Genomic DNA, 17,024 nt, shown 5'->3' with positions numbered 1-17,024 from the left:
GTTATTCCCCCACCGCATATTTCAATCGCACGGGCAGATCGGTTTCGGATTGCTCCAGCCAGAAGCGGCGGAACAGGTTCCCTGCCACTGCCCGGCGGTAATCGGCGCTCGCACGCCAATCGCTTAGCGGTTCGAAATCCTGCGCCACGGCTGTTGCTGCCGCCTCGAATGCGGGCGCGGCAAAGGGCTGCCCTATCAATGCGGCCTCGGCCTGTGCGGCACGTTTCGGAATGCCGGCCATGCCGCCAAACGCAATCCGCGCATCGGTTATCATACCATTTTCAATCATGACCTGAAAACCTGCGGCAACAGAGGTGATGTCGCTGTCGCGGCGCTTCGAGATCTTGTAAGCGGCGATTTTCGCTTCGGGTTGGATCGGGATGATCACCTCTTCCACGAACTCGCCCGGCGCGCGATCCTGTTTGCCATATTCGATAAAGAAATCCTCAAGCGCCACATCGCGCCGCGTCGCGCCCTTGCGCAAGACGATCCGCGCACCCAGTGCGATCAACAGGGGCGGCGTATCCCCGATGGGCGAACCGTTGGCGATATTCGCGCCGATCGTGCCCATGTTCCGCACCTGCCAGCCGCCAATCCGCAACAGGTAGTCGTACACCGCAGGAATGTGCCGACGGAGCAGCGGAGCAGCCTCGCTATAGGTCACGCCCGCCCCAAGCCGGATCTCGCCATCCGTAACGGTCACTCCTTTCATCAAATGCCCGATAAAGACCGCCGGAGAGATGTCGCGCAGGAATTTCGTCACCCACAGCCCGACATCGGTTGCACCCGCGACAATGATCGCCTTGGGATTTTCTTCCAGCACCGCGGCAAGATCATCAACATCAGCCGGAATGATCGCGCGCTCGCCACCTTTGGTCAGCTCGACCCGCCCCCGACGCATCTCGTGCAACCGCGCAGCGACGGTTTCACGTTCAACCGTCAGGGCATCCTGCGCCTGCCCGCCTTCTGCCCCCGCAGCCAAAGCCGCTTTCACGATCGGCTCGTAGCCGGTGCAACGGCACAGATTTCCCTGCAACGCCACTTCGATCTCAGTCGCCCCTGCCTGCGGATTGCTCATCCACAACCCGTAAAGCGACATGACGATCCCCGGCGTGCAGAAACCGCATTGGCTGCCGTGATGCTGCACCATCGCCTTCTGGATCGGATGCAACCCGCCATCCGGTCCGTGCAGATGCTCGACCGTGACGATATGGCAGGCATGGCACGAGGCCAGAAAACGGATACAGGCGTTGATCGGCTCATAAATCAGCCCGCTTTCGGTCAGGCGTCCCAGCAGCACGGTGCAGGCGCCGCAATCGCCCTCGGCGCAGCCCTCCTTGGTGCCGGTCAGACGGCGGGCCACACGCAAATAATCCAGCAGCGTATCCGAAGCGCCGACCTCGGTCAGTTTGACCTCCTGATCGTTCAGCAGAAAACTTAGCTCGGGCTTCATTTCACTCTCCCTGGCATAGATAACTGGCGGGTATGATCACTCAACAGGATCCAAGGCCATCAACGTAACATACAGTTCTTACCCGTCCGAAAGCCTAAGCCGGAAAGAATCCTTGCGAAATCGCTTTCAACGCGGAAGACTTTACACGATTCCTTGAAAACGAGCTATTCTCATGTCCTATCTTGAAAGTCTGCGGGTCTTCGTTCGGGTGATCGAATTGGGTTCGATCACCGCAGGGGGACGGGATTTGCGACTTTCGCCTGCCGTCGCCTCGAATCGTATCAAGGATCTTGAAAATCGTTTCGGCGTGCGGCTGCTGAACCGCACCACCCGCCGCCTGACCCCGACCGAGATCGGTCGCGCCTTCTATGATCACGCCCGCCGGGTGATCGACACGCTCGACGAGGCCGAAGCGATGGTCAGCACATTCTCGGGCAAACCGCAGGGCGTGATCCGGCTGACCGCGCCGCTTGGGCTGGGCCGAAGGCTGATCGCGCCGCTGATTCCGCCCTTCTGTCACGACAATCCGGGGGTGGAGTTCCGCCTGCGGCTTTCGGATCGCAATGTGAACATCGTCGAAGATGCCATTGATCTGGCGTTCTTTCTGGGTGAGCCCGCCGATTCCGCGTTGAAATGGCGCAAAATCGCGGATTGCCCGCGCGTTCTGGTTGCATCTCCCGAATATCTCTCCCGGCACGGGACACCGGCGCAGCCGGAGGATCTGGCCGATCACAACTGCCTGTTGCTGCGATATCCTCGCAGCCCGGAATATTTCTGGGTGTTGCAAACAGATGAAGGGCCAAAGAAAATGATGGTATCGGGACATTTCGACACGGATGACGGTGACGTCCTGACCTCATGGGCGCTTGCGGGCGAAGGCATCGCGAATCGCCCACGATACGAGGTCGCCGAGGATATCAAGACAGGCAGGCTGATCGAGGTGTTGGCCGATACGCCGCCGCCACCCGCGCAATTCGGCAGCCTGACCCCTCATCGCCGTCTTCAGGACCCCAAGGTCCGCATGTTCGCCGATTACGCTGTTCGAGAGTTGAAAAGGAAGTTCTGAGTTACCGCGAACAGGAACTGATCCAGTTGCCTGCGGGCGTGCCTCTGCTTCACGACCAAGGCCGGCACTGCTGGCAAGCTTATTGCCTGTCTAACCCGACCCAATTCGCCTCTGCCCTTTTTCTTCAGCTCCCCGGATATGATTCCCAGCTGCATCCGCACCGATATCACGCCCCACCTTGCATATGGCGACAACCAGTTCGGCCACGAAATGCAGATCATCGTCATCAGTCAGCAGTGCATCCACCGGTATCGAAAAGAAAAACGGCGGGGCACGATCAGGATCGCTGCTCATCTCGGAGGCATGATCGGTATAATTCTGTCCTGCGCAATCAACACAGCGAACCGGAAAACGACCCGACCCGTTTGCCCCTGGCACCGAAACCGGTTCAAGCGGAGCGATTACGCAATCGGTCATCTTGCCTTTTGTCCGGCGAATGATCCGTAACAATTAACCAGGCACATATCCCCGAAGATCCGGGTGCAAAACTCATTCCCCCAGCTGCATTTCCGTCACGATGGATGGTTGATAATCCTCGAAGGTGATATTGTCCGCAAACTGGCGGGCGGCATTTTCCTCGGAGGAGGACTGCACCGTCCAGCACAAGATGGGAATACCCTGCGCCTTGAGCGCATCAACGCGGGGATTGGCCAGATCGCTCTTGTCATGCGAGATGAAGCAGGAACCGGACTGATCGAAATCGGCAACCGCCGCAAGATGGCTGCGGGTCTTGTGGTCAAGCAGTGGCCAATCCTCGGCAGGATAACCGCAAGAGGTGATGCCGACCGGAATGTCGGGCCTCATCTCGTGAAACGCCCGAACGGTATGCGGATTGAAGGACATCACGGCGACCAATCCTTGATAATTGTCAAGTTCCTCGGCCACTCGTCGGTGCAACTCGCCGATATCACTGCCCAGCCGCCCATCCTGATCCTTGATCTCGATCAGCAGCGGCACACGCCCGGCAACCAGTTCCAGAAATTGCGTCAGGGTCGGAATCGCCTCATCGCTGTCCAGCAGCCGCTTTTCGGCCAGATCAGCAGGAGAATGCACCGCAATCGCAGCCTTATCCCCGGTCAGGCGCACAAGGTCGTAATCATGAAACACCATCGGTGTGCCGTCGGCGGCGGGCTGGATATCCAATTCGATCCCGTAACCCGCTTCGATCGCCGCCCGGGCTGCCGCCAGTGAATTTTCCGGAGCGCCCGGCCCATGCAAGCCGCGATGGGCAATCGGCAGGCGAAGAAAGTCAGGCGGCAGCCGGCTCATCATTCTACCTCGAATATGGCTTCGATCTCGACCGCGACTCCCAAGGGCAATGACGGCGCGGAGACGGCGGCACGCGCATGGCGACCCGCATCGCCGAATATCTCGACCATCAGATCCGAGCAGCCATTGATGACCTTGGGCTGTTCGGTGAAATCCGGGGTCGAATTGACGAAGCCGGACAGTTTGACCACCCGTTTCACCTTGTCCAGGGAACCCGTCGCGGCCTTGAGCTGCGCGATCAGTGCCAATCCGCAACGGCGTGCGGCAGCGGCACCTGCTTCGGTTTCCATGTTCTCGCCCAATTTGCCGATAATCAGCCCGTTTTCATCCGCACTGATCTGCCCCGAAACGAAAACCAGATTGCCCGACCGGGCAAAAGGAACGTAATTCGCCGCCGGAGCAGGCGCATCCGGCAAAGTGATACCCAATTCGGCCAGTCTGTTTTCGATGCTCATTCGGTCCTCATTCATTGAAACGTTTACGGGAATCCGGGAACAGGATTCGCAGCGCAGACTAGAGCGGAACCGGAGCGGAAGGAAAGAGGGGCGGGCATTTCTCTTCCCGTCCCCCTTCGCGCGGCGCGATTTTCCGGCGTCAACGGAAATAATCGCCGGGAATAAGATCCGATCTGCCTTGAATCATGGCGAGAATCTGCGCGGAGGGCCTGTAAGCCGGATTCTGTCCCCCGGAGTCGCCCCCGGATGGATGACCATTCCTCTGGCCCGGCCGTTACCGGCCGGATCAAGCTGCCTACCCGGATCTGCTGGGGCAAGGCGGCCCTGCGGGTTTCCCCGCGCGCGATCCCTATTCGGCATTGCTCCCGGTGGGGCTTGCCATGCGGGGTCTGTTGCCAGCCCCCCGGTGGGCTCTTACCCCACCGTTTCACCCTTACCCTGCGGATGCAGGGCGGTCTGTTCTCTGTGGCGCTTTCCCTGGGGTTGCCCCCGCCGGGCGTTACCCGGCACCGTCGCCTAATGGAGTCCGGACTTTCCTCGCGGCCACGCGCATTGCTGCACAGGCCACGCGGTCATCCGGCCCTCCGCGCGATATCGATATGGCGCGGATGGGGCGAGCCGTCAATGGGGCGCTGCCCCGTCGCGCCTGCGCGCGACTCCCCGGGATATTTGGATGAAGAAAAAGAGTTATCGCTTTGGACGGTAAGAGAGAGTACCGGCGATTCCTCCTCCGCCGTCTTGCGGATGGTTGCGCCCGTCAACGACCATGACATCGGGAAAGTCGAAAGGGCTGACACCTTCGATACAGGCGGCATTGACGCCGTATTCATTCGGATTCGAACGGCGGCGGTGATGAGTGTAGATACCGCAATGGCGGCAAAAATAATGTTCCGCCACATGAGTGCCGAACTGATAGAGGGTCAGGGCGTCCCGTCCTTCGCAGATGGTCAGACCGTCCAGCGGCACGCTGACCGCAACCGCGCCGCGCATCCGGCACATGCTGCAATCGCAGCGACGGGCCGTATGCAGGCCGTTGGTGAACCGAAGATGCAGGCGAACGGATTGGCAATGACAGGCCGCGCGGGCCATAGTCATGTCGAAATCGGCGGGCATGGCTGGGCATGTTCCTGATATGATCGCGCCGCCCCGGCAGCGCGGCGACGATCGGCTATGGTTTCGGGGCCGCCTGCCCAGGGGCGGAAACGCAGGCGAAAGGCGGCAAGGCGAAGCGGTTCATCGCAGGCGGGATAGCCGATCGCATCAAGGCTGTCAGACAAAGGCGTATCGGGACCGTCGTCAGGCCAGAGCGCCAGCCCCTCATGCGCAAGGCGCTGCCAGTCGAAGCGGGGGCCGGGATCGATCTTGCGACCCGGCGCCAGATCCGAATGGGCGATCACCGATGCCGGGCCAATATGCCAGCGCGACATGATCCCGCGCAGCAGCTCTGTCAGGGCATCCATTTGCCGCGAGGTGAAAGGCCGGTCGCCGGGATTGGCGATCTCAATTCCGATGCTGCGGGAATTCACATCCCCGCGGCCTTGCCATGCGCCCGCACCGGCATGCCATGCCCTGCGGGTTTCGGGAACAAGCGCCTCGGCTATGCCAGCCTCGCCGATCAGCCAATGGGCACTGACCTCGGCCCGGGAATCGCAAAGCCGGGCGCGCGCCACCGCCGCATTCGCCATACCGGTATAGTGAAGCACGATAAGTTCGGGGCGCTGCCCGCGCCGATCACCGTGATTTCGGCTTGGATAGGCCGCCGTCACTGGGCAGGTTTGGCCGCCGGAGCCGCCGCAGAAGCGGAAGCAGGCTTTTTCCGGCCTGCAATATCGGCAGCCGTCGGAGCCTTGAAGGGCCGCGCGACCGGAATAACCTGCGGAGATTCATTGCCCGCCATCAGGGCCGCCTCCCGCGTGGTCTTGTATTTGCCGTAGGGCGTCGCGCCATATTGGTAATTCGGATTCCAGCCCTGATTTTCGGCACAACCGGCAAGCGCCAGCACCATGATGATCAAACAGCCGCGCATTTTGAACCTTTCCCTTTTCCCGTCCGCCGCAGCTTACCACCAGCATTCCGGCTTGGCCACGAATCCCGCCGCGCGCTCCAGCACCAGCGCCTGATTAAGCAATGCACCCTCTTCAAAGGGTCTTCCGATGAGTTGCAGGCCAAGCGGCAATCCCTGACGATCCAACCCGACAGGAACGGAAATCCCGGGCAATCCTGCAAGATTCAGCGTAACGGTGAACACATCGTTCAGATACATCTGCACCGGATCGGCATTGTCCATCGCCCCAAGAGCAAAGGCCGCCGAAGGCGTCGTCGGCGCAAGAATCGCATCGATTCCATCCGCATAGGCATTGTCGAAATCGCGCTTGATCAGAGCCCGGACCTTGCGTGCATGATTGTAATAGGCGTCATAGAACCCCGCCGACAGCACATAGGTGCCGATCATGATCCGGCGCTGGACTTCGGGGCCGAAACCTTCGGCCCGGGTTTTCTCGTACATTTCGGTGATGCCGTCGCCCTGCCCCAGACCTGCCCGACGGCCATAGCGCACCCCGTCATAACGCGCGAGATTGGAAGAGGCCTCGGCCATCGCGATGATATAATAGGTCGGTAATGCGTATTTCGTATGCGGCAGGCTGATATCGACGATCTCGGCGCCTGCATCGCGCAGCATATCCGTGCCCTTCTGCCACAAATCGTCGATCTCTTCGGGCATGCCATCGACGCGGTATTCGCGGGGAATACCGATCTTTTTGCCACGGATATCGCCGGTCAGAGCGGCTTCGAAATCGGGGACCGGGATGTCGGCGGAGGTCGAATCCTTTTCATCGACCGAGGCCATCGCGCCCAGCATGATCGCCGCGTCGCGAACCGATTTCGTCATCGGTCCGGCCTGATCGAGGCTGGAGGCATAGGCGATCACGCCATAGCGGCTGACCCGGCCATAGGTCGGGCGCAACCCGACAATGCCGGTAAAACTTGCAGGCTGACGAATCGAGCCGCCTGTATCGGTGCCGGTCGCGGCAATGCAGAGATCCGCAGCCACGGCAGCCGCAGATCCACCCGAGGACCCGCCGGGCGTGAGTTCGTGACCATCGATCTTCCACGGGCTGATCGCCTTGCCGTAACAGGAATTCTCATTGGCTGAACCCATGGCAAATTCATCCATGTTCAGCTTGCCCAGCATGACCGCGCCCGCATCCCACAGGTTCTGCGTCACTGTGGATTCATATTCCGGGACGAATCCTTCCAGTATGCGGCTGGCCGCCTGAGATGCCACGCCCTGCACGCAGAATACATCCTTGATCCCAAGCGGGATCCCGGTCATCGGCATGGCATCGCCTGATTTGATCCGTTCATCCGCAGCGCGCGCCATCTGACGAGCCTTGTCCGGCGTGCCATGCACGAACGCGTTCAGCGCCCCTGCCGCCTCTATCGCATTCAGACAGGCATCGGTCAGTTCGACCGAGGTCACATCACCCTTGTGCAATGCATCGCGGGCCTCCGAGACGGTCAGTTTGTTCAGATCGCTCATTCCACCACCTTCGGCACGGCAAAGAACCCTTCACGCGCGTCGGGCGCGTTCGACAGGATCCGCTCGGGCATTCCTCCGGTCGTCACGACATCCTCTCGCCGCTTGAGCCGCATAGGCATGACACCCGTCATCGGCTCGACGCCTTCGACATCGACTTCCTTCAGCTGTTCCATGAAATCCAGAATACCGCTCAACTCGCGTGCAAGCGCGGGCAGCGCCTCATCCTCGACCGCGATCCGTGCCAGTTTGGCGACCTTCCGGGCCTCGTTTTCGGTAATCGACATGGCTTTCCCTTTCGTTGACTGGCGGTTTACAAGGCTGCGCGCGGCACTGCAAGAAGCCGCCGCATTTCGCCTCAGCCAGCCACCGGCGAACATGTCGCGGCCCGAGCCAGGAGACGCTATACATGCAACATGCCGAATCATCCGGGGAATCCTTTGGCCCCGCTGTGTACAGGGATGTCTGGCAGAGCAGGCACTAAGCCCGTCCGGCATTTAGTCATCCGAAAGGATCCGGTCCGGCTTGGGTAGGCAAGCCGCGCTGTCCGCCGCGACATGCCCCCTGTAGCCAATTCTGCTTACAATTCCTGAAACTGAAACCGGAGGATGAAAAATCTTCAAATCAGCCCGTTTTTTCCCCTTGCACCCGCCAGTATGCTCGCCTAAACACCGCTCCACGCAGCCAAGGGCCTTGGCAGCGTCAAAGGTGGCCCGTTCGTCTATCGGTTAGGACGCCAGGTTTTCAACCTGGAAAGAGGGGTTCGATTCCCCTACGGGCTGCCATTTCATTAGGTTGATAGCGATTTTTCCTTTCGAGTGACTAATTTTTTCGCTTAAGTCGCGGGAATATTGTGTCCCCAATTATGCCCTCGCCGATAAGCCGGACAATCTGCTGAGGATCGGCAGCGCTGGTGGATCGCTCCCTTCTCCCGGCGTCAGATGGCCAGCCTCCCGCATACCCGCCCATGATGGCTATGGCATCGACTACAGCCGGTGTCGAACCCACCGGCTGGTTTACCGAATTTTCCGATCTGACGATGGCCGCCTGCTGAGGCCGCCATCGTCAGGGATTCAGATCCGCGCGTCAGTCGGCATTGACGAAATCAGCCAGTTCCTGATTATCGGCCACGGCCTGCATATACGCGGGCTCGATATAAGTTTCAGCCTCGGGCGCTTGCGGGATGGTGCCGACGCTGGTCATGAACTCGGCGATCTGCGTCATCCAGCCGTCGACCTGAGACGCGCCTCCGTCGCGCGCCATCATCGCGACCTGTTCCTCCAGCGTGAAAGTCGGGCGCAGCTTGAATTCGGCGCTGGCTCCCTCATCCGAAATCTCGACTCCGCCTTCGGAATAGAAATCGACCAGCAGTTCCTGTGCCTCTTCCGGGTTCGCCTTGATCCAGCGGATGCTTTTCAGATAGACGGCAAGAAATTTCTGAACCGCCTCGGGGTTTTGCTCGGCATAATCCGAACGCACAACCAGCGCGCCGGGCACCACCGCATCGGCATCCGCACCCGAACACAGGTAGTCGTAACCGGCGCGTTCCTGCAGCGTATAGGTATTTGGCGCCCAGACACCGGCAAAACGGCCATTGCCACTGATCACGGCCGAGATGATCTGCGCCTGCGCCAGATTGACGAATTCCACGCCCGACGGATCGATGCCCCATTTCTCAAGACAGGCGCGTGCGGTGTAATCGGCGGTCGAGTTGGTGGTCAGCAGCAGGCTGTCGATCATCGAAGGATCGGCTTTGACCGCCTCGATCTCGTCCTTGGCAACCATGATCGCATTGGTCCGCGATTCGTCATTGGTCAGGCCGATGGTCGTCAGCCCGTACCGCGCCGCGCCAAGGATCGCAGGGACCGAGCCGGTGCCACCGACATCCCAATCCTGCGCCTGTGCTGCGGCGATCTGCGGTGCGCCCGCGGGGAAGGTGACGAATTCGGGTTCCAACCCGACCCCGGCCCACCAGTCATTTTCGGTCGCGATATAGAATGGCAGCGCCCAGTACAGCGAGGGCTGATAGCTGATGCGGATCGTTTCCGCATTCACCGTCCCTGCCGTCACCATGCCCCCGGCCACCGCGACGCACAGCGCAAGACCCGTCGAAATTCTGGTTTTCATTTATTCCTCCCAGGAATGGCATTCGTTTGGTTTTATCCCTCAGGCGATTTCCATCGCCTTTTCCTGACGCAGGCTGCGCCAGATCTGAGTGCGGAGATGGACGAAACTTTCCAGATCCATCACATCCTCGATCTTTTCATGCTCGTCCCAGCGTTCAGCCTCGCGGACCGAGCGGATATCGAGGATCTCCTTTATCCGGCCCGGCTGACGTGTCATGACAGCCACGCGATCCGCCAGATACACTGCCTCTTCCACCGCATGGGTAATAAACATGACCGTGCGCGGGTTGCGGCGCGCAAGGCGCACCAATTCCTCTTGCATGACGACGCGGGTCTGCGCATCCAGAGCGCCGAAAGGTTCGTCCATCAGCAGCACATCGGGATCAAGCACATAGGCCCGCGCGATCGAGACCCGCTGCTGCATCCCGCCCGATAGCTGATGCGGAAAGGCATCGGCATAGCTGGTCAGGTTCATCAGCGCCAGAATGCGCCCGATCCGGTCGTCACGCTCGGCCCGTGCAACGCCATTGTTACGCAGGCCCAGCTCGATATTGCCTCGCACGGTCTTCCACGGCATCAGCGCGAATTGCTGAAACACCACGGCGCGATCCGGGCCGGGGCTGGTCACCCTGACGTCATCGACGCTGACCGTGCCGGATGTCGGCTGATCGAACCCCGCGACAAAGCGCAGGCAGGTGGTCTTTCCGCAGCCCGAGGGGCCGACCACCGCCATGAACTCCTTGTCGGCGATATCCAGATGAACGCCTTTCAGCGCCTCGACGCTGCCCTGCTTGCCGCCGTAGACACGGCCGACATTGTCAAAGCGGATCGCTCCCATTCGTCCATTCCTTTCAGATTATGTTGCAAGACCACGGCGACGCAGGATTACGGTTTCGGCACCGCGCAGAACGATGTCGATGACCAGCCCGATGATGCCGATGCCGATCATTCCCGACATGACGGTCGTGGTCGAAACATTGCCCTGCCCCTGCACCATCATGTAGCCGATGCCCGTAGAGGCCACGATCAGTTCGGCCCCGACCAGCGATTGCCAGCCCAGCCCGGCCGAGATGCGCAACCCCGCAATGATCGACGGCACCGCCGAAGGAAGCAGTACCTCGGAAATCATGCGCAGGTCGGGCGTGCCCAGCATGCGGGCGGCCTCGATCAGCCGGGGATCGACAAATTTCGCGCCGCGATAGGCGTTGATCAGACAGGGCGGAAACGCGCCGGCAAAGATGATCATGATCGGCCCGCCGATGCCGGTGCCGAACCACAGCGCGGCAAAGGGCACCCATGCGATCGGCGCGATGAAGCGGACGGCGTCGAACAGCGGTGTCACGATGTCGTCCAGCAACCGGAACCAGCCCATCAGCAGGCCCAGCGGGACACCGATAAGCACCGCCAGGCCGAAACCGCCCGCAAACCGCAGCATGCTGGCCCAAAGATGATCAAGCAGTGTTCCACCCGCGAAACGGTGGGACAACAGATGGATGAAGCGTCCGGCGACCTCGGCGGGCGAGGGCAGGAACAGTCGTGGCACCAGCCCCGACAGGCTCAGCAATGTCCAGAGCGCAAGGAAGCCGCACAATCCGATAAATCCCAGCAGGAAAGTGTTGTCGGTCTTGAGAATGCGGATCATGTCAGTTCAAAGCCTTTGCAGCGGTGTTCCAGGCAAGTGCGCGTCTTTCTGCCATTCCAAGAGCAACCGTCATCAGCCACCCGCACAAGGTCACCGCGATCATTCCGACAAGGATCATTCCGGGATAAAGATCCTGCTGCGCCGCGTTCAGGACCCGTCCCAGCCCCGTCATCGCACCGACCAGTTCGGCGGCGACCAGCGTGGTCCAGGATGCCTGCAAGGACAATCGCAGCCCGGTAAAGATCATCGGACTTGCTCCTGGCAACAGGATCTCGCGCACGAAAGTCAGCATGGGCGTGCCCAGCATCTGCGCGGCCTCGATCAATGTCCGGTCAAGGCTGCGCATTCCGGCATAGGCGTTGATCACGGAAGGCACGAAGGCCGCGAACCAGATCACCATGATCTTTGCCATATCGCCCAGCCCCAGCCACAGAATGGCAAGCGGAATCCATGCCAGTGGGGGGATCGGGCGAATGATCAGAAAAACCGGGTTGATCAGCGCCTCGGCCCTGCGGCTCCAGCCCATCAGCAACCCCAGCGGCACCCCGGTGCAGACCGCCACCAGAAAGCCCAGCGTCACCAGCATGACCGACCGCAGAATATGTTCGGTCAAAACGCCGTTGGCATAGCCGCTGCCGGTGATCTGGACAAAAGCGAGCCATGTATCCGATGGCGACGGAAACCTGCCCGGTGAGATCACCTGCGTCACCGAAGTCAGCAGAAACCAAAGAGCAATGACCACAAATATGGTCGCGCTACCGATCACCGTCTTCCGTGACATTCCGATCCTCCCCATCTATGTAAGCGGTTACATAGATGGAAATGACAGTCAATCTTTTTTCCACGGACCAGCATCGCAACGCGCAAGTCAATCCGAAATCGGGCAGATTTCAAAAAATTACTTATATAAATCAATAGATTATTTTGATACCCGCTTGAGATTGCGCCAGATGCGACAATATGCGGCCGGATTATACGTTCTTGTATGAAGGAGGTGGCGCATGGGTTCCCCGCGCAACGATTTTCGTCGGCAAAAGAATGCTCTGCCCCGATTTTCTATCGATCAGGTGCTGCAGCAATGTGGCGGCCTCTTGTCCCATCCGCTTATGCGGCACCCGCACCGTCGTCAGTTCGGGAAAAGTGATCGAGGCAATGTCGATATCGTCAAATCCGGTAATGGTGACGTCTTCGGGAACCCGCAGCCCCATCCGATGAGCAGCCCGCAATGCCCCGGCCGCCAGAACGTCGTTACCGCAGACGACCGCCGTGACCGCCCGATCCGCCATCAGTTCGGCAAAGGCTCTCGCGCCGTTTTCCAGCCCATAGGGAACTTCGGCCACGCCCCGAAACGACAAGCCTTTCTCTGCCAGCAGCGCACGGGCGCCCTCCAACCGGTTCCGGGCCCGGTCATTCCCTGCGGTCAGACCCGAGAGCATCGAGATATTGCGATGGCCAAGATCCAGCACCAGCCGCACCATCGCGACAATACCCGCGACATTGTCGAATCCCGCATAGGGATGCGCATCACCACAGGCCCAGGCAAGCACATAGGGAACTTTGCGAATCGCCAGCCATTCGTAAATCGCCGGATCACGGTCGAAACCCACCAGCAGCAGCCCGTCCGCCCCGCGCGCGACCAATGCCTCGATCTGTTCCCTTTCGCGTTGCGGATCATAGCCATAGGACGCGACCAGCAATGCAAACTTCCCTTCCGGCAGTGCATGTTCGAACGCGTCGATACCATGCGCAAAAACTGCATTTTCCAGCGTCGGCACCACCGCACCGATGATTCCGGTCCGCCGCGACGCCAAGGCGCGCGCGCCGAAATTGGGCGAATAATTCAGTGTGCGAATCGCCTCCATGACCTTTTTTCGAGTGGCGGGCAAAACCCGGTCGGGGGCATTCAGACAACGCGAAACGGTCGCCGTGGATACCCCTGCAAGCGCCGCCACATCGTCCACCGTCGCATGCATCGCCCTGTCGCTCACAGCCCGCCCCCGTCCATCCCGCAACGTGGCAGGCAGTTTCGCAGCCTGCGCGGAATTTGACCAGAACCGATCACGAGGGGGGTTGCAACAATCGCATGAAAGCGCTTACATCACGAAACGGTCGCAGGGAAAACGTTCCGTGGCAGGTCTTGTTCACCCCGCCAAAGCCGCGGCCGATCATAAGAAGAACGGAGGATGACATGGCCCTGCGCTACCTGAAAAAAGCCCCGAAGACCGCGGCCACCGATGCCGGTGAAACGCGTCGGATCGTCCAGAAAATTCTTGATGACATCGAGCAGGGTGGTGACGAGGCAGCCCGCAAATATGCGTTGGAACTGGACAAATACGATGGCGACATCGTCCTGACCCGGGACGAAATCGAGGCCGCAAGCGCACAGGTTCCGCAGCTACTGCAGGACGATATCAGGTTCGCCCATGACAATGTCCAACGCTTCGCCAGGGCACAGCGCGATTCGCTGCGGGATTTCTCGGTCGAACTGATACCGGGACTGACAACCGGCCAGCGCGCCATCCCTTGCCGCTCGGTTGGTTGTTATGTGCCGGGCGGTCGCTACAGCCATGTGGCCTCGGCGATCATGACCGTCACCACCGCCAAGGTTGCGGGTTGCCAGAACATTACCGCCTGCTCTCCGCCTCGTCCGGGTGTTGGCATCAACCCCGCAATCATCTTTACCGCCGATCTCTGCGGAGCGGATCGCATTCTGTCGCTTGGCGGCGTTCAGGGTATCGCGGCCATGGCCTATGGTCTGTTCGGCAGCGCCCCCGCCGATATCCTTGTCGGTCCCGGCAACCAGTTCGTGGCCGAGGCCAAGCGCATCCTGTTCGGGCGCGTCGGAATCGACATGTTCGCAGGTCCGACCGATAGCCTGATTCTGGCCGATGCAGGCGCCGATCCGATGCTGGTCGCCGCCGATCTGGTCGGACAGGCCGAGCATGGCTATAACTCGCCGGTCTGGCTTCTGACTGATGATCAGGCGCTGGCCAACAAGGTGCTGGCGCTTGTCCCCCGGCTGATTGCCGATCTGCCCGAGGTTAACCGCCTGAATGCCGATGCCGCCTGGCGCGATTATGCCGAGGTGATCCTTTGTGCCGACCGCGAGGAAATGGCCGCGGCATCCGACGATTACGCGCCCGAGCATCTGACCGTGCAGGCAGCCGATCCCGATTGGTGGCTGAACCGGTTGCAATGCTATGGCTCGCTGTTTCTGGGCGAGGAAACGACGGTCGCCTTCGGCGACAAGGCATCAGGTCCGAACCATGTTCTTCCGACCTCTGGCGCGGCGCGCTATACGGGCGGGCTGTCGGTCCATAAATACATGAAACTGGTGACATGGCAGCGGGCAACCCGCGAAGGCGCGCGCCCCATCGCCGAAGCCACCGCCCGCATCTCTCGCCTTGAAGGGATGGAGGGCCATGCCCGCACCGCCGATATCAGGTTGAAAAAATATTTCCCCGGCACCTCTTTCGATCTGGACGTGATCAAATGATGCCGTCCGATCTGTTTTCCGTCAAAGGCCGCATTGCCTGCGTCACCGGCGCCAGCAGCGGTCTTGGCCGCCATGCAGCCCTGACGCTGGCCCGGAATGGTGCGCGGGTCGTGGCCATTGCCCGCCGGGCGGGCGAACTGGAAACGCTGGCGGCGGGGGCCAAGGGGCATGTTCATCCGCTACCCGCCGATCTGGCCAATCCGGACGCCATCGCCGATATTGCTGCCGCTGCTACGCAACCCTTTGGCGCGCCTGATATCCTGATCAACGCAGCGGGCGTGAACCTGCGCCAGCCCGCCGATCAGGTCACCCGCCCGGGCTGGGATCTGACCCTGACACTGAATCTTTCGACACCCTTCTTTCTGGCGCAGGCCCTGGTCCCGGCGATGCGTGAACGCGGCTGGGGCCGGATCGTCAATTTCGCCTCGCTGCAATCTTATCGCGCCTTCGCCGCGGGCATTGCCTATGGCGCGTCCAAGGGCGGCGTCGCCCAGATGACCCGCGCTATGGCCGAGGCGTGGTCAGGTTCCGGCATCACCGCCAATGCCCTTGGCCCCGGTTTCTTCCGCACCGAACTGACCGCCGCTGTCTTCGCCGACGATACCCTTGCCGCGCGCAATGCCGGGCAGACCTGTATCGGCCGCAATGGCGAGCCGCAGGACATGGACGGACCGCTGCTTTTCCTATGTTCAGAGGCCTCGGCCTATGTGACCGGGCAGATCCTGATGGTTGACGGAGGATTCACCGCGAAATGAAAGCCCTGGTATATACCGCTGCCGAAACGCTCAGGATAACCGACATGCCTGACCCGGTCCCGCAGGCGAATGAGGTCCTGGTGCGGGTCGAGGCGGTCGGCATCTGCGGCTCGGACATACATGCCTTTCTGGGCCATGACGAACGCCGCCCCCCGCCCCTGATCCTTGGTCACGAGGTCGCCGGCACCATCGCCAGTGGCCCCCGCAAAGGCCAGCGCGTGACCGTGAATCCGCTGGCGACATGCGGCGCCTGCCCCGCCTGCCTGTCAGGGCGCGACAATCTTTGCCCTGATCGCCATATCATCTCGATGCCGGGACGCGAGGGTGGATTTGCGGAACTGATCCGTTCGCCCGAGCGCAACCTTGTGCCGCTGCCCGGCCATGTGCCCGCAACCGTCGCCTGTCTGACAGAACCGCTGGCCTGCGGTTGGCACGCGGTCAAGCAAGGCTTGCAATCGCTTGAGGGCAGCGCGGACCGGGTTCTGATCCTTGGTGGCGGAGCCATTGGTTTCGGCGCGGCCCTGTGCGCCCGCGCCCTTGGCTGCCACAGCATCACTATTATCGAACCGAATCCGTTACGCCGGGAAAAACTTGCCGGGACCGACAGCTTTAAGATTCTGGAACAACCGCCCGCAGATATCGCCCCGGATCTGGTCATCGACGCGGTGGGCTTTGCCGTAACACGGCAAAATGCCTCGGATCTGGTCCGTCCCGGCGGGGTTATCCTGCATATCGGTCTGGGTCAGGCCAGTGACGGGCTGAACATCCGGCGCATGACCCTGCAGGAAATCACTTTCATCGGCACCTATACCTATACGCAGCAGGATTTCCACGATTGTGCGCAGGCGATCTTTGATGGCCGCCTTGGCCCCTGCAACTGGACCGAAACGCGCACCCTTGGTGACGGCCCGGCAGCTTTTGCCGATATTCTCGGCAATCGTATCGCCTCGCCCAAGCTTGTCCTGTTGCCATGACCCATTCACTTATCCGGGTCTGTGTCTTTTGACAGGTAGTGTAAAAAAAACTTACAGTTCATATAAGAATTAATCCGTTTTTGGCAGCGGAGATTTCAAATACATTGATTCTGCCGGAACAAGGTTCAGCACAGGGCACGATGCAGTCTGTTCGGGCAAGACCTGAATTCAGGGAGGGATTTTTTCGGTTTCGCCCAAATCCGCCGGCTTTCACCTTCTGACTTCCCTGCCACAGTCGGGGAACACCGCC

The 17,024-nt window shown here is 60.6% G+C and carries 18 protein-coding genes, 1 tRNA gene and 1 other RNA gene; 5 read left to right on the top strand and 15 right to left on the bottom strand.

Features of this window, described 5'->3' with window-relative positions; all coding sequences use genetic code 11:
* Position 1 precedes the first annotated feature (1 nt).
* Complete coding sequence (xdhA, locus tag Q0601_RS06315) at positions 2–1,453, bottom strand: xanthine dehydrogenase small subunit (protein ID WP_305288289.1); 1,452 nt, start codon at positions 1,451–1,453, stop codon at positions 2–4.
* A 172-nt stretch (positions 1,454–1,625) separates the two neighbouring features.
* Between xdhA and Q0601_RS06310 the strand changes: the two genes are divergently transcribed.
* Positions 1,626–2,519 carry a LysR family transcriptional regulator gene (locus tag Q0601_RS06310; RefSeq protein WP_305288288.1) on the top strand — a complete coding sequence of 298 codons (894 nt, stop codon included), beginning with the start codon at positions 1,626–1,628 and terminating at the stop codon, positions 2,517–2,519.
* 90 nt (positions 2,520–2,609) lie between these two features.
* Here the strand turns inward: Q0601_RS06310 and Q0601_RS24870 are convergent, their stop codons facing one another.
* The 9 genes from Q0601_RS24870 to gatC all read right to left on the bottom strand — a co-directional run bounded on the left by Q0601_RS24870 (position 2,610) and on the right by gatC (position 8,068).
* Positions 2,610–2,936 (bottom strand): fumarylacetoacetate hydrolase family protein, encoded by a 327-nt coding sequence (locus tag Q0601_RS24870; protein WP_441847972.1) that lies wholly within the window; start codon positions 2,934–2,936, stop codon positions 2,610–2,612.
* 72 nt (positions 2,937–3,008) lie between these two features.
* A complete protein-coding gene (locus Q0601_RS06305) occupies positions 3,009–3,788 on the bottom strand; it encodes a glycerophosphodiester phosphodiesterase family protein (protein WP_305288286.1) in 780 nt (259 codons plus the stop codon).
* Complete coding sequence (locus Q0601_RS06300; RefSeq protein ID WP_305288284.1) at positions 3,788–4,243, bottom strand: RidA family protein; 456 nt, start codon at positions 4,241–4,243, stop codon at positions 3,788–3,790. Before Q0601_RS06300 ends, Q0601_RS06305 begins: the two co-directional genes overlap by 1 nt.
* 196 nt (positions 4,244–4,439) lie before the next feature.
* An RNA gene (rnpB, locus tag Q0601_RS06295) (RNase P RNA component class A) lies at positions 4,440–4,831 on the bottom strand.
* Between the two features lie 99 nt (positions 4,832–4,930).
* Positions 4,931–5,356, bottom strand: a complete 426-nt coding sequence (locus Q0601_RS06290; RefSeq protein WP_305288282.1) for a GFA family protein — start codon at positions 5,354–5,356, stop codon at positions 4,931–4,933.
* A complete protein-coding gene (locus Q0601_RS06285) occupies positions 5,335–6,009 on the bottom strand; it encodes an N-acetylmuramoyl-L-alanine amidase (RefSeq protein ID WP_305288279.1) in 675 nt (224 codons plus the stop codon). Before Q0601_RS06285 ends, Q0601_RS06290 begins: the two co-directional genes overlap by 22 nt.
* Positions 6,006–6,269: a hypothetical protein gene (locus tag Q0601_RS06280; protein WP_305288277.1), complete on the bottom strand. Its 264-nt coding sequence runs from the start codon at positions 6,267–6,269 to the stop codon at positions 6,006–6,008. Before Q0601_RS06280 ends, Q0601_RS06285 begins: the two co-directional genes overlap by 4 nt.
* Before the next feature lie 33 nt (positions 6,270–6,302).
* Entirely contained in the window at positions 6,303–7,784 is a 1,482-nt protein-coding gene (gene gatA, locus Q0601_RS06275; protein WP_305288275.1) for an Asp-tRNA(Asn)/Glu-tRNA(Gln) amidotransferase subunit GatA, read from the bottom strand.
* Positions 7,781–8,068: an Asp-tRNA(Asn)/Glu-tRNA(Gln) amidotransferase subunit GatC gene (gene gatC / locus Q0601_RS06270; protein ID WP_119749698.1), complete on the bottom strand. Its 288-nt coding sequence runs from the start codon at positions 8,066–8,068 to the stop codon at positions 7,781–7,783. Before gatC ends, gatA begins: the two co-directional genes overlap by 4 nt.
* 423 nt (positions 8,069–8,491) lie before the next feature.
* On the opposite strand from gatC, the gene Q0601_RS06265 reads away from it, so the two are divergent.
* A tRNA-Glu gene (locus tag Q0601_RS06265) sits at positions 8,492–8,566 on the top strand.
* 301 nt (positions 8,567–8,867) lie between these two features.
* Here the strand turns inward: Q0601_RS06265 and Q0601_RS06260 are convergent.
* The 5 genes from Q0601_RS06260 to Q0601_RS06240 form a co-directional block, all read right to left on the bottom strand.
* Positions 8,868–9,908, bottom strand: coding sequence for an ABC transporter substrate-binding protein (locus tag Q0601_RS06260; RefSeq protein ID WP_305288271.1), 1,041 nt, complete (start codon positions 9,906–9,908; stop codon positions 8,868–8,870).
* Between the two features lie 39 nt (positions 9,909–9,947).
* Positions 9,948–10,745, bottom strand: a complete 798-nt coding sequence (locus tag Q0601_RS06255; RefSeq protein WP_305288269.1) for an ABC transporter ATP-binding protein — start codon at positions 10,743–10,745, stop codon at positions 9,948–9,950.
* Between the two features lie 18 nt (positions 10,746–10,763).
* On the bottom strand, positions 10,764–11,549 hold the full coding sequence (locus Q0601_RS06250; protein ID WP_305288267.1) for an ABC transporter permease: 786 nt from the start codon (positions 11,547–11,549) through the stop codon (positions 10,764–10,766).
* A 1-nt stretch (position 11,550) separates the two neighbouring features.
* Positions 11,551–12,330, bottom strand: a complete 780-nt coding sequence (locus tag Q0601_RS06245) for an ABC transporter permease (protein ID WP_305288265.1) — start codon at positions 12,328–12,330, stop codon at positions 11,551–11,553.
* Between the two features lie 190 nt (positions 12,331–12,520).
* Complete coding sequence (locus Q0601_RS06240; RefSeq protein WP_305288263.1) at positions 12,521–13,537, bottom strand: LacI family DNA-binding transcriptional regulator; 1,017 nt, start codon at positions 13,535–13,537, stop codon at positions 12,521–12,523.
* Positions 13,538–13,737: 200 nt separating this feature from the next.
* Here Q0601_RS06240 and hisD point away from each other — a divergent pair, with 200 nt between their 5' ends.
* Genes hisD through Q0601_RS06225 form a run of 3 tightly spaced genes read left to right on the top strand, consistent with a single transcriptional unit; the run spans position 13,738 to position 16,774 of the window.
* Positions 13,738–15,045: a histidinol dehydrogenase gene (gene hisD, locus Q0601_RS06235; protein WP_305288261.1), complete on the top strand. Its 1,308-nt coding sequence runs from the start codon at positions 13,738–13,740 to the stop codon at positions 15,043–15,045.
* Entirely contained in the window at positions 15,042–15,800 is a 759-nt protein-coding gene (locus tag Q0601_RS06230; protein WP_305288259.1) for an SDR family NAD(P)-dependent oxidoreductase, read from the top strand. The genes hisD and Q0601_RS06230 overlap by 4 nt, the downstream gene beginning before the upstream one ends.
* Positions 15,797–16,774 (top strand): zinc-dependent alcohol dehydrogenase, encoded by a 978-nt coding sequence (locus Q0601_RS06225; RefSeq protein WP_305288256.1) that lies wholly within the window; start codon positions 15,797–15,799, stop codon positions 16,772–16,774. The genes Q0601_RS06230 and Q0601_RS06225 overlap by 4 nt, the downstream gene beginning before the upstream one ends.
* Positions 16,775–17,024 lie beyond the last annotated feature (250 nt).

It is taken from the genome of Paracoccus wurundjeri (genome assembly GCF_030678915.1).
Taxonomy (GTDB): Bacteria; Pseudomonadota; Alphaproteobacteria; order Rhodobacterales; family Rhodobacteraceae; genus Paracoccus; species Paracoccus onubensis_A.
This window is presented reverse-complemented; position numbering and strand designations above follow the sequence as displayed.

Coding starts and splice junctions, on each gene's coding strand:
- xdhA (WP_305288289.1), bottom strand. CDS start 1,453: ATGAAGCCCGAGCTAAGTTTTCTGCTGAACGATCAGGAGGTCAAACTG.
- Q0601_RS06310 (WP_305288288.1), top strand. CDS start 1,626: ATGTCCTATCTTGAAAGTCTGCGGGTCTTCGTTCGGGTGATCGAATTG.
- Q0601_RS24870 (WP_441847972.1), bottom strand. CDS start 2,936: ATGACCGATTGCGTAATCGCTCCGCTTGAACCGGTTTCGGTGCCAGGG.
- Q0601_RS06305 (WP_305288286.1), bottom strand. CDS start 3,788: ATGAGCCGGCTGCCGCCTGACTTTCTTCGCCTGCCGATTGCCCATCGC.
- Q0601_RS06300 (WP_305288284.1), bottom strand. CDS start 4,243: ATGAGCATCGAAAACAGACTGGCCGAATTGGGTATCACTTTGCCGGAT.
- Q0601_RS06290 (WP_305288282.1), bottom strand. CDS start 5,356: ATGCCCGCCGATTTCGACATGACTATGGCCCGCGCGGCCTGTCATTGC.
- Q0601_RS06280 (WP_305288277.1), bottom strand. CDS start 6,269: ATGCGCGGCTGTTTGATCATCATGGTGCTGGCGCTTGCCGGTTGTGCC.
- gatA (WP_305288275.1), bottom strand. CDS start 7,784: ATGAGCGATCTGAACAAACTGACCGTCTCGGAGGCCCGCGATGCATTG.
- gatC (WP_119749698.1), bottom strand. CDS start 8,068: ATGTCGATTACCGAAAACGAGGCCCGGAAGGTCGCCAAACTGGCACGG.
- Q0601_RS06260 (WP_305288271.1), bottom strand. CDS start 9,908: ATGAAAACCAGAATTTCGACGGGTCTTGCGCTGTGCGTCGCGGTGGCC.
- Q0601_RS06255 (WP_305288269.1), bottom strand. CDS start 10,745: ATGGGAGCGATCCGCTTTGACAATGTCGGCCGTGTCTACGGCGGCAAG.
- Q0601_RS06250 (WP_305288267.1), bottom strand. CDS start 11,549: ATGATCCGCATTCTCAAGACCGACAACACTTTCCTGCTGGGATTTATC.
- Q0601_RS06245 (WP_305288265.1), bottom strand. CDS start 12,330: ATGTCACGGAAGACGGTGATCGGTAGCGCGACCATATTTGTGGTCATT.
- hisD (WP_305288261.1), top strand. CDS start 13,738: ATGGCCCTGCGCTACCTGAAAAAAGCCCCGAAGACCGCGGCCACCGAT.
- Q0601_RS06230 (WP_305288259.1), top strand. CDS start 15,042: ATGATGCCGTCCGATCTGTTTTCCGTCAAAGGCCGCATTGCCTGCGTC.
- Q0601_RS06225 (WP_305288256.1), top strand. CDS start 15,797: ATGAAAGCCCTGGTATATACCGCTGCCGAAACGCTCAGGATAACCGAC.